We start from the raw sequence: 10,971 nt of genomic DNA, 5'->3' as shown, positions 1-10,971 counted from the left end.
TGTCGCGCTCCGCCGCGCAGGCGATCATTGCGCCCGTGGGGGACACAGCGCTGGTGCTCGGCGGCGGCGGCATCACCGGGATCGCCTGGGAGCTGGGCATGCTGGCCGGCCTGGCCGAGCACGGCGTCGACCTGACCACCGCCGACCTGGTCGTCGGCACCTCCGCGGGCTCGGTCGTCGGCGCCCAGATCGCCACCGGCGTCGACGTCGAGGAGCGCTACGCCGCGCAGCTGGTCGACCCGACCGGCGAGATCGCCGCCCGCCTCGGCCGGGCCACCCTGGCCCGCTTCGCGTTGGCCGTCGTCGGCCCGCGCGACCCCCAGCAGGTGCGCGCGCGGATCGGTGGGGTCGCGCTGCGCAGCCGCACCGTCCCCGAGGCCGAGCGGATCGCGGTGATCGCGAACCGGCTGCCCGTGCACGAGTGGCCCGAGCGCGCGCTGCGCGTCACCGCCGTCGACGCGCGGACCGGGGAGTTCCTGGTGCTCGACAAGGACTTCGGCGTGCCGCTGGTGCACGCCGTCGCGGCCAGCTGCGCCGTGCCCGGCGTGTGGCCGCCGGTGACCGCGGGCGGGCGCCGGATGATCGACGGCGGGGTGCGCTCCCCGGTCAACCTCGACCTGGCCGCCGACCACGGGCGGGTGGCCGTGCTGGCCCCGCAGGCCCGCGGGCTGTCCGCGGGCGGCGGGGTGGCCCGGCAGGCGGCGGCCCTGCGCGCGGCCGGGGCGCGGGTCGTCGTGGCCTCGCCCGACCAGGCCGCCACCCGGGCCATCGGGCGCAACGTGCTCGACCCCGCGCGCCGGGCCGCCGCCGCCCGCGCCGGGCGCGCCCAGGCCGCCGCGGCCGTGGCGGAGTTCGACCGGATCTGGCGGTCCTGACCGGGGGCACTTTTGCCGGACCCGATCTCCGGGTACGACCCCGGTCATGGTCGACGTTCCGAACGTCCGTCTGAACAACGGCGTCGAGATCCCCCAGTTCGGCTTCGGCGTGTTCCAGATCCCGCCGGAGCGCACGGCCGAGATCGTGCGCACCGCGTTCGAGGCCGGCTACCGCCACATCGACACCGCGCAGGGGTACCGCAACGAGGAAGGGGTGGGGCAGGCGGTCCGGGAGTCCGGGCTGTCGCGCGACGAGGTCTTCATCACCACGAAGCTGGACAACAGCCGCCACGGCGACCCGGTGCCTGCGCTCGAGGAGAGCCTCAAGCGCCTGGGCACCGACCACGTGGACCTGTTCCTCATCCACTGGCCGCGCCCGCGGCACGACCAGTACGTGCAGGCGTGGAAGGGCCTGGAGCAGCTGCTCGCCGACGGTCGCGCGCGTGCGATCGGGGTGTCGAACTTCCAGGTGCCGCACCTGCAGCGGCTCGCGGAGGAGACCGGCACCGTGCCCGCGGTCAACCAGATCGAGCTGCACCCGCGGCTGCGGCAGGCCGAGCTGCGCGCCTACCACCGGGAGAACGCCATCGCGACGGAGGCGTGGAGCCCGCTGTTCCAGGGCGGCGACCTGCTCGACGAGCCGGTGCTGGCCGACATGGCCGCCCGCCACGGCAAGACCCCGGCCCAGGTGGTGCTGCGCTGGCACGTCCAGCTGGGCAACATCGTGTTCCCGAAGTCGGCGACGCCGGCCCGCATCGCGGAGAACATCGACGTGTTCGACTTCGAGCTCTCCGCGCAGGACGTGGCCGCGATCGACGCGCTGGACACCGGCACCCGGCGCGGCCCCGATCCGGACACGTTCGGGTAGCCGCCGTTCGGAGCACGCCGTTCGTCCGGCGCGCGGGGGCGCCGCCCATCGCGCACAGGGCCCCACCCGTCGGCCCGGCGGCCTCACGCGCTGCGGGGCCGGCGGGGCTCGCCTACCGTTGAGGCCCATGTTGGCAATCACCGATACCGCGGCAGAGGCCATCAAGTCCTTGACCACCGATGCGGAGCTGCTCGACGGGGGCGGCCTCCGGATCGCGGCACCGGACCCGGACGAGGGCCTGGAGCTCTCGCTGGCCGGGCGTCCCGACGCCGACGACGTCGTCCTCTCGGGCGACGGCGTGGCCGTCTTCCTGGAGCCGCTGGCCGCCGAGGTGCTCGACGACAAGATCCTCGACGTCCAGCCGGTCCCGACCGACGACGGCCAGGAGGAGCTGCGCTTCGCCATCGGCCAGCAGCAGGCCGGGTCCCTGGCGTAGCGGTGTGATCCGGGCCCACCGAGCCGAACGACCCGAGTAGTCCGCCCGACTCCGACTCCCGAGCCCACGTCCGACGGGGCGGTGCGACCGGCCACCAGGCCGGCGGCGCCGCCCCGTTCGTCACGTCCGGACCCGTTCCAGCACGGCGTCGAGGGGGCGGGGGACCCGGTCCGGGGCCAGCGCCTCCACCAGCAGCCGGGCGTAGTGGATCTTGCGGCCGCCGCGGCTGCCCAGGAACCGGTGCAGCTGCGCCGCCGCCGACCGCTCGCGCTGGGCGGGCTGGTGGCGCAGCGTCCGCAGCGCGCCGAGCTCGCCCTCGGCGGCCACCACCCGCTCCACCGCGGCCACGCCGAGTGCCCTGATCAGCTCGTCCTCCAGGTCGGTGTCGCAGACGAAGAAGCCCAGCCCCTCGACCTGCGTGCGGCTGGTCGGCGTGCCCAGGCCGGTCCGCGCCAGGTGCCGGCGGACGTGGCGCTCCTCGCCCGCGTCGCACAGCCCGGCCACGGTGATCCCGCAGCCGGTGGGGCCGAACCGGTCCAGGAAGTGCCCGATGTTGGTGATACCGCCCATGGCCAGCACGGCGACGCCCTCCGCGGCCAGGTCGCGGCCGCGGAGGACGGCCAGGGCCAGCAGCGCGGCCCGGTCGCTCTCGCCCTCCAACAGCACCACCGCCCGCGTGCCGTGCGCGAGCTCGACGCCCGTGGCGGTGGAGCTCACTCCCGGACCAGGTGGACGAGTGCGGCGTGGTCGGGGTGCAGCGCGGGCGGCGGCACCCCGACGGCGCCCAGCACGCGCCCGGAGTGGACCAGCCCGCCGGCCTGCCAGGACGGCCGCGACTGCCCGGAGATCGGCTCGCTACCGGCGCCGGGCCCGACCGGGACCAGCCGGTAGGCGGCGTCGGGGTCGAGGCCGGGCAGCCGGACCGGTCCGGGCGGCCAGGTCAGCGGCCGCTCCATCATCACGAACGCGAACAGCGCCGCGGACCGGTCCGGCGCCACCACCCCGTGCGCCCACAGCGCCGGGTCGGGGTGGTCGACGCGCACCGTGCGCCCGCCGTGCAGCAGCGGGCGGAACCGCTTCGCCAGCGCCACCCACCCCGCCAGCTCGGCCAGCTCCGCCGCGGAGCAGCCGGTGACGTCCCACTCGATCCCGAACGAGCCGAACAGCGCCGTCGCCCCGCGGAACGACAGGTCGTGGGCGCGCCCGGTGGAGTGCGAGACCGGGCTGCCGACGTGGCTGCCGACCAGCTCGGGCGGCAGCAGCTGACCGGTCCAGCGCAGGATCCGCTGGCGCTCGTGGGGGTCGATGCAGTCGCTGGCCCAGATCCGGTCGGTGCGCTGCAGGACGCCCAGGTCGGCGCGGGCCCCGCCGGACGAGCACGACTCGATCTCCAGGCCGGGGTGCGCGGCGCGCAGCTCGTCGAGCAGCCGGTAGACCGCCAGCGTCTGGGCGTGCACCCCGGCCCGGTGGGTGGCGGTGGAACCGGCGTCGACGAGGTCGCGGTTGTGGTCCCACTTCAGGTAGGCCAGGTCGTACTCCGCGACCAGCGCGGACAGCCGTTCCAGCAGGTAGGTGTGCACCTCGGGGCGGGCCACGTCGAGCACCTGCTGGTGGCGCGACGGCACCGGCAGCCGCCCGCCCGTCTGCAGGATCCAGTCCGGGTGCTCGCGGGCCAGCCGGGAGTCGGGGTTGACCATCTCCGGCTCCACCCACAGCCCGAACTGCATCCCGAGCGCCCGGACCCGGTCGACGAGCGGGTGCAGGCCGTCCGGCCAGACCGTCGGGTCGACGTACCAGTCGCCCAGGCCGGCGGTGTCGTCGCGGCGGCCCATGAACCAGCCGTCGTCGAGGACGTATCGCTCCACGCCCAGCTCGGCGGCCACCTCGGCCAGGCGCAGCAGCCGGTCGAGGTCGTGGTCGAAGTAGACGGCCTCCCACGTGTTGAGCACGACCGGGCGCGGCGAGCGCGGGTGGCCCGGGCGGGCCCGCAGGTACTCGTGCACGCGGGCGGCGGCCTCGTCCAGGCCGTCGCCGTGGGTGGCGTAGAGCCACGGCCCGACGTAGCCCTCGCCCGGCCCGAGCACGACCTCGCCGGGCAGCAGCAGCTCGCCGCCGCTGAGCAGGGTGTCCCCGGTCGCCGTGCGCTCCACAGCGGAGCGGTGGTTGCCGCTCCAGCCGACGTGCAGCCCCCACACCTCGCCGGCGCCGAACCGGAACCCCGCCTCCCCGGCGAACAGCACGGTGGCCGCGTCCGGCCCGGTGCGCCCGCGCCGGTTCTCCCGCAGGTGGACCCCGACGGTGAGCGGGCGGCGCTGCGGCGCCCGCTCCCGCGACCACCGCCCGGCCTGGTCGAGGACCTCGGCGGCGACCGGCGGCACCGGGAGCGCGAGGTCGAGCCGCTCCAGCGCGTACGGGCCGGCGCCGGTGTTGCGCACCTCGGCCCGGCAGCGCAGCAGGCCCGACGCGAACAGCTCGACCTCGACGTCCAGGTCGAGCCCGGCGGCCGGGTCGGTGTGCCGGACCCGCAGCCGCTCGCCGCCACCGGACGGCGTGACCCGGTGGCCGGTGCGGCGGAAGCGCGGGGACCAGGCGTCGCCGTCGCGGTGCCCGAGCAGGCCCGGCGCGCCGACCCAGCCGGTCGCGGCCTCGGGCAGCATCCCCACCCGTTCCGCGACGTCCGGGGCGTTGTGCCCGGCCATGGGGGTCAGCCCGGTTGCCAGGTCGCGCAGGGCGGCGGGGTCCAGCGGGCCCAGGTCGGTCCCCCAGTGCAGGACGACGGGCGGCCCCACGACGGGCAGGTCGAGCACCAGGGACACCCCGCCTGCCCGCAGGTGCAGCGGATCGCTCGGCCCCGGTTGAGGGGAGGTCGGTGAGGGGAGCGGCACCGGTCCACCGTGCCGTGCCGGGCGCCGGTTGGGCTAGTGGTCGCGGTCGGGCGAACCTCCGACCCGGGCCACTGGCACCGGCCGTGCGCCGTACCCGTCCGTCACGGCGATGCGGCCGAAGGCGCATCCGACGGGCGTTGGATAGCCTAGACGGGGTAGCTCCCGCTGCGCAGCGGATACCGTCCCGGGCTGCCCACCGCGGCCCGTCGTCGGGGAAGGGGAACGCGTGGCCCGGGTCACCATCACCGAGATCGCCCGCCGGGCCGGGGTGTCGAAGGGCGCGGTGTCCTACGCCCTCAACGGCCAGCCCGGGGTGTCCGCGTCCACCCGCGCCCGGGTGCTGAGGGTCGCCGCGGAGCTGGACTGGGTCCCCAACAGCGCCGCCCGGATGCTCTCCGGCGCCCGCACCGACACCATCGGCCTCGTCCTGGCCCGCGGGGCGACCCGCGAGCCGTCGGTGCTCGAGTTCGTGGCCGGGATGGAGACCGTGCTGGCCCGGCACGCGCAGGTGCTGCTGCTGCGGATGGCGTCCGGGGTCGACGAGGAGGTGGCCGGCTACCGCAAGTGGGCGTCCGAGCGGCGGGTCGACGCGGTGGTCGTCGTCGAGGTGCTGGTGGACGACCCGCGGGTGGCGCTGCTGGGCTCGCTCGACCTGCCCGCACTGGTCGCGGGCGACCCGGGGCTGGCCGGCGGGCTCGCGGCGGTGGGCGTCGACGACGGCGCGGGGGTCACCGCGCTCGTCGAGCACCTGGTCGGGCGGGGGCACCGCACCGTGGGATGGGTATCGGGCCCGGCCCACCTCGGCCGGGTGCACGTCCGGGAGCGGGCGTTCGCCGCGGCGGAGGGCATCGCCGTGCGGCAGCACGCCACCGACCTCACCGGCGGGGCCGTCGACGCGGCTACCCGAGAGCTGCTGGGCGGGGACGACCGCCCCACCGCGATCGTCTACGACGGCGGGCCGGCCGGGGTGGCCGGGCTGTCGGCGATCGGACGGCTCGGGCTGCGGGTGCCCGACGACGTGGCGGTGGTCGTATGGGGCGACTCGGCGGTGTGCGGGGTGACCGAGCCTGCGCTGACGGCCGTCGGGTGCGATGTCGCGGCGTACGGGGCGGCCGTCGGGGAAGGCGTGCTCGGGCTCGTGGGCGGACGCCTGCGCGGCGGGATGATGGGGGCGGTGCCGACGCTGCGGGTGCGGGACAGCAGCTGAACCCGGCCCGGGCCGCGGGGCCGAGTCAGGTCGAGGTCTCGGTGAGCGAGCCCGCGTCGACCACCCACCGGCGCGTCGAGCGCACGGTGTCGAGCATCCGCCGGTCGTGGGTCACCAGCAGCACGGTCCCCGCGAACGAGTCGACGGCCTGTTCGAGCTGCTCGATCGCGGGCAGGTCGAGGTGGTTGGTGGGCTCGTCGAGCACCAGCAGGTTGACCGCCCTGGCCTGCAGCAGCGCCAGCGCCGCCCGCGTGCGCTCGCCGGGCGACAGCGACGCCGCGGGCCGGGGCACGTGCTCGCCGGTCAGCCCGAACTTCGCCAGCAGCGTGCGCACGTCCGCGTCCGACCAGTCCGGCACGGCCTCGCCGAACGCCCTGACCAGGGGATCGGGACCGAGGAACAGGCCGCGGGCCTGGTCGATCTCGCCGACGCGCACCCCGGAGCCGAGGCCGGCCCGGCCCTCGTCGACGGGGATGCGGCCGAGCAGCGCGCCGAGCAGCGTCGTCTTGCCCGAGCCGTTGGCGCCGGTGATGACGATCCGGTCGGCCCAGTCGACCTGGGCGGTCACCGGGCCCAGCGTGAAGCCGCCCCGGCGCACGACCGCGCCGTCGAGCGAGGCCACCACCGCACCGGAGCGGGGGGCGGCGGCGATGCTCATCCGCAGCTCCCACTCCTTGCGCGGCTCCTCGACCACCTCCAGGCGCTCGATCATGCGCTGGGTCTGGCGGGCCTTGGCGGCCTGCTTCTCGCTGGCCTCGGTGCGGGTCTTGCGGCTGATCTTGTCGTTGTCGGTGGCCTTGCGGCGGGCGTTGCGCACGCCGGCGGCCATCCAGTTGCGCTGCATCTGGGCGCGGTCCTTGAGCCCGCCGAGCTTGTCGTCGTACTCCTCGTAGGCATCGCGGGCGTGCCTGCGGGCCACCTCCCGCTCGGCCAGGTAGCTGTCGTAGCCGCCGTCGTAGACGCCGACCCGCTGCTGGGCCAGGTCGAGCTCGACGATCCGGGTGACCGTGCGGGCCAGGAACTCCCGGTCGTGGCTGACGATCACGGTGGGGCCGCCGCGGCCGGTGCGGGCGCGCTCGGTGACGAACCGCTCCAGCCGCTCCAGGCCGTCCAGGTCGAGGTCGTTGGTGGGCTCGTCGAGCAGCAGCAGGTCGTAGCGCGACAGCAGCAGCGCGGCCAGCCCGGCCCGGGCCGCCTGCCCACCGGAGAGCCCGGTCATCTCCGCGGTGGCCGGGTCGACCGCGAGCCCGACGTCGGCCAGGACCTGGCCGGTGCGCTCGTCGAGGTCGGCGCCGCCGAGGGCGAGCCAGCGGTCGAGGGCCTCGGAGTAGCGGTCGTCGGCGCCGGGCTCCCCGGTGCCCATGGCCTCGGCCGCGGCGTCCATCGCCCCCTGGGCGGCGGTGACGCCGGTGCGCCGGGCCAGGAAGCCGGCGACGGTCTCGCCCGCGCGGCGCTCCGGCTCCTGGGGCAGGTGGCCCACGGTCGCGCCCGGCGGGCTCAGCGAGACCGAGCCCTCCTCCGGCGGCTGCTCGCCGGCCAGCATCCGCAGCAGGGTGGACTTGCCCGCCCCGTTCACGCCGACCAGCCCGAGGACGTCGCCGGGGGCGATGACGAGGTCGAGACCGGAGAACAGGGTGCGGGCGCCGTGACCGGCGGCCAGGCCGGAGGCCTTCAGGGTGGCGCTCATCTCGGAGTCCACGCTACCGGCCCGCCCCCACCCGCCCGCCCCCTCCCGCCAAGGGGTCGAGGTCCTCCCGAGGGGTGGGGGTGGGGGCGGGTCAGGTGGTGGCGCCGAGGAGGGAGACGGGGGCGCGGCGGGTGCCCGACCAGGTGGCCAGGGCGCTGGTGACCGCGGTGACCAGGTAGAGGCCGCCGGCCAGCAGGCCGATCAGCGCCCACGGCACGGCGAGGGTCGCCACCCCCGTCATCGTCGCGGTGAGGGCGAGCACCGCGATGAACGACCCGCCGGCGGCCAGCCCGCCGAGCAGCAGCCCGACGGTGGTCACCGCGGCCGACTCCAGCAGCGCGGCGCGCAGCACCTGGCGGCGGGTCAGGCCGGACAGCCGGGCGGTGGCGAACTCCGCCGGTCGCGGGGCCGCCCCGACGACGACCGCGTTCACCACGCCGATCAGCGCGTACAGCCCGCCCAGGCCCATGATCACGGTGAACACGGCGACGGTGGTCGTCTCGCGGGCGGCGGTGTCGGCGGCGATCCAGTCCGGCACTGTGGAGACCGTGCCGAGGGCGGCCAGCGCGGCCAGCACCCGGTCGCGGTCGGCGTCGGGGGCCAGCGCCACCACCGTGCGCGACGGGGCAGCGGCCAGTTCCGCGGCGGGCACCGCGTCGGCGGTCAGCAGCAGGTCGGCGCCGCCGCCGATGGCGTCGGGCACACCGGCGACGATCGGCAGCGGGCCCAGGTCGCTCCCGCCGACCAGGACGCCGACGGTGTCGCCCGGCGAGCCGGCGCCCGCGCCGGGGCCGGCCACCGCGACCCGTCCGCCGCGCAGCGCCTCGACGGCCTCGCGGCCCGGGTGGGCGGTCGCGTAGGCGGCCGGGTCGACGACCAGCGCCTGCCCGTCCTCGCGCTCGACGTCGTCGCCGGAGCCCCAGCTGACGGTGAGCGGCAGCACGACCTCGGTGGACGCCCACGCCACGCCGGGCAGGTCGGTGACGTCGCCGCCGACGGGGCCGGTGGCGTCGAGCACGAGGTCGCCCGCGGTCGCGCGGCGCTGCTCGGCCGCGCCGGCCGCGGTCGTGGAGGTCAGCATCGTCGCCTGCGCCAGCACCAGCCCGACCAGCACGATCACCGGAGCGGCGGTCGCCGCGGAGCGGCGCACGCCGTCGCCCAGCGCGGCCACGGCCAGCTCGCCGACCGGCCCGCGCACGGGGATCAGCCGGGCCACGACGGGCACCAGCAGCGGGCTCAGCGCGCTGAGCGCCACCGCCAGGCACAGCGCCGCGTTGCCGCCGAGGGCCTGGCCGCCCGCGGCGCCGCCGATCGGCGTCAGGATGACGAGCGCGATACCGCCGGCCAGGAACAGCAGCCCGGCCACCCAGCGGGTCGCGGTCATCACCCGGGCCGAGTCGCCGGTGTCGCGCAGGGCCTCCAGTGGCCGCACCCGGCCGGCCCGCCGGGCCGCGACCAGCACGCCGGCCAGCGAGACGCCGATCCCGACGCCCGCGCTCACCCCGAGGATCCAGCTGCGCCACTCGCCGTTGAAGCCGTCGGGCACCATGCCCAGCCCGACCAGCAGGCCCGACTGGAACCGGGTCGCGGCCAGCCCGACCGGGATCCCGGCGGCCGTGCCGATGATCGCGAGCAGCACGGCCTCGCCGACCAGCAGCCGCCGCATGGCGCCCCGCCCGGCCCCGACCAGCCGCAGCAGCGCCAGCTCCGGGCGGCGCTGGGCCACGGTGAACGCGAACGTCGAGGACACGATGAACACCGCGAGGAACGCCGAGAACGCCAGGGTCAGCGCGCTGAGCGTGACCGCGGTCGTGCTGCCCTCGACGAACGCGGCGCGGGCGGCCGGGGCGAGCCCGGCTGGCACCGGCAGGGTGGCCGCGGAGATCAGCACCAGCAGCGAGGACTGCACCAGCGCGACCCCGATGCAGACGGTCAGGGCGGCCCCGACGAACAGCGGCCAGCGCTGCCGGAACGTGGCCCGGCTCAACCCGAGCATCACGCCTCCAACCGGACGAGGCGGTCGGCGACGTCGTGGGCGCTCGCCCCGACCAGCCGGTCGGCGACCCGCCCGTCGCGCAGGAACACGACCGCCCCGGCGCGGGCGGCGGCCGCCGGGTCGTGGGTGACCATGACGATGGTCTGGCCGCGCGCGGCCATCGCGGCGAGCAGGTCGAGCACCGTGCGCGCGGATGCGGAGTCGAGCGCGCCGGTGGGCTCGTCGGCGAAGAGCACCTCGGGCCGGGTGACCATGGCGCGGGCGATCGCCACCCGCTGCTGCTGGCCGCCGGACAGCTCGCGCGGGCGGTGCCGGGCCCGGTCGCCCAGCCCGACCATGGACAGCGCCGCGCGGACCTCGGCCCGCGGCGGCCTGCGGCCGGCCAGCCGCAGCGGCAGCGCCACGTTCTGCTCGGCGGTGAGCGCGCCGATCAGGTGGTAGCCCTGGAAGACGAAGCCGATCCGCTCGCGGCGCAGCGCGGCGAGCTCGTCGTCGGAGGCGGCGGTGATGTCGGTGTCGCCCAGCCGCACCCGCCCGCCGTCGACGCGCTCCAGGCCGGCCGCGCAGTGCAGCAGCGTCGACTTCCCGGAGCCGGACGGCCCCATCACCGCCGTCCACGCCCCGCGCGGGAACTCGAGGTCCACCCCGTCGACGGCGCGGACCGCCGTCGGGCCGCGCCCGTAGGTCCGGGTGACCCCGTGCAGCGCGACGGCGGCCGCCGTGCCCGGGGCGGTGCCGGGGAAGCTCCCGGCGAAGGTCGTTGTGGTCACGGGAACCATCACACGCGTCCGGGCGTTCGGCCACACTCCGCCCGGCCCCCGACCCGGGGTGGGGCGCTCCCTACCCGGTGGGGTCGGGCGGCGCGGTGGGCGTGGCGGGTGGTGGGCGCGGGGCCGCCCTCCGCCGCGCCGCCCCGCCGGCGCCCTCGACGACGGTCCCCTCGGGGTTCGCCGCCGGGACCACGCCGGCCGCGTCGGCCGGGCCGGCCGGGCCGGCCGGGGCGGCCGGGCCGGCCGG

General features: G+C 77.0%; 9 protein-coding genes. 4 read left to right on the top strand and 5 right to left on the bottom strand.

All coding sequences use genetic code 11. From position 1 onward, the window contains the following. Positions 1-35: 35 nt before the first annotated feature. The 3 genes from KDL28_RS17045 (at position 36) to KDL28_RS17035 (ending at position 2,179) form a co-directional block, all read left to right on the top strand. Positions 36-875 carry a patatin-like phospholipase family protein gene (locus KDL28_RS17045; protein WP_252439758.1) on the top strand — a complete coding sequence of 280 codons (840 nt, stop codon included), beginning with the start codon at positions 36-38 and terminating at the stop codon, positions 873-875. A gap of 46 nt (positions 876-921) precedes the next feature. Continuing rightward, positions 922-1,743 (top strand): aldo/keto reductase, encoded by an 822-nt coding sequence (locus KDL28_RS17040; RefSeq protein WP_252439756.1) that lies wholly within the window; start codon positions 922-924, stop codon positions 1,741-1,743. A 127-nt stretch (positions 1,744-1,870) separates the two neighbouring features. Next, positions 1,871-2,179: an adhesin gene (locus KDL28_RS17035; RefSeq protein ID WP_252439754.1), complete on the top strand. Its 309-nt coding sequence runs from the start codon at positions 1,871-1,873 to the stop codon at positions 2,177-2,179. A 120-nt stretch (positions 2,180-2,299) separates the two neighbouring features. On the opposite strand, the gene KDL28_RS17030 is transcribed toward KDL28_RS17035, so the two are convergent. Both KDL28_RS17030 and KDL28_RS17025 read right to left on the bottom strand, forming a co-directional pair. After that, a complete protein-coding gene (locus tag KDL28_RS17030; RefSeq protein ID WP_252439752.1) occupies positions 2,300-2,896 on the bottom strand; it encodes a TOPRIM nucleotidyl transferase/hydrolase domain-containing protein in 597 nt (198 codons plus the stop codon). Next, complete coding sequence (locus tag KDL28_RS17025) at positions 2,893-5,064, bottom strand: alpha-galactosidase (RefSeq protein ID WP_252439750.1); 2,172 nt, start codon at positions 5,062-5,064, stop codon at positions 2,893-2,895. The genes KDL28_RS17030 and KDL28_RS17025 overlap by 4 nt, the downstream gene beginning before the upstream one ends. 226 nt (positions 5,065-5,290) lie before the next feature. Between KDL28_RS17025 and KDL28_RS17020 the strand changes: the two genes are divergently transcribed. Then, on the top strand, positions 5,291-6,271 hold the full coding sequence (locus KDL28_RS17020; protein ID WP_252439748.1) for a LacI family DNA-binding transcriptional regulator: 981 nt from the start codon (positions 5,291-5,293) through the stop codon (positions 6,269-6,271). Between the two features lie 25 nt (positions 6,272-6,296). Here KDL28_RS17020 and KDL28_RS17015 read toward each other — a convergent pair whose 3' ends face one another. From KDL28_RS17015 to KDL28_RS17005, 3 genes are all read right to left on the bottom strand, one after another. Further along, positions 6,297-7,958: an ABC-F family ATP-binding cassette domain-containing protein gene (locus KDL28_RS17015; RefSeq protein WP_252439746.1), complete on the bottom strand. Its 1,662-nt coding sequence runs from the start codon at positions 7,956-7,958 to the stop codon at positions 6,297-6,299. Positions 7,959-8,049: 91 nt separating this feature from the next. Further along, the gene (locus KDL28_RS17010) at positions 8,050-9,954 is read right to left on the bottom strand and encodes an FtsX-like permease family protein (protein ID WP_252439744.1); all 1,905 of its coding nucleotides are present in this window, start codon (positions 9,952-9,954) and stop codon (positions 8,050-8,052) included. Beyond that, positions 9,954-10,724 carry an ABC transporter ATP-binding protein gene (locus KDL28_RS17005; RefSeq protein ID WP_372496995.1) on the bottom strand — a complete coding sequence of 257 codons (771 nt, stop codon included), beginning with the start codon at positions 10,722-10,724 and terminating at the stop codon, positions 9,954-9,956. Before KDL28_RS17005 ends, KDL28_RS17010 begins: the two co-directional genes overlap by 1 nt. Positions 10,725-10,971 lie beyond the last annotated feature (247 nt).

Source organism: Pseudonocardia humida, assembly GCF_023898865.1.
In the GTDB taxonomy this organism is placed as follows: Bacteria; Actinomycetota; Actinomycetes; order Mycobacteriales; family Pseudonocardiaceae; genus Pseudonocardia; species Pseudonocardia humida.
The sequence above is the reverse complement of the archived record's forward strand: the minus strand, read 5'-3'. Positions and strand labels throughout refer to the sequence as shown.

Excerpts from the sequence above, each read along its gene's own strand:
- KDL28_RS17040 (WP_252439756.1), top strand. The coding sequence starts at position 922 with ATGGTCGACGTTCCGAACGTCCGTCTGAACAACGGCGTCGAGATCCCC.
- KDL28_RS17035 (WP_252439754.1), top strand. The coding sequence starts at position 1,871 with ATGTTGGCAATCACCGATACCGCGGCAGAGGCCATCAAGTCCTTGACC.
- KDL28_RS17010 (WP_252439744.1), bottom strand. The coding sequence starts at position 9,954 with ATGCTCGGGTTGAGCCGGGCCACGTTCCGGCAGCGCTGGCCGCTGTTC.
- KDL28_RS17015 (WP_252439746.1), bottom strand. The coding sequence starts at position 7,958 with ATGAGCGCCACCCTGAAGGCCTCCGGCCTGGCCGCCGGTCACGGCGCC.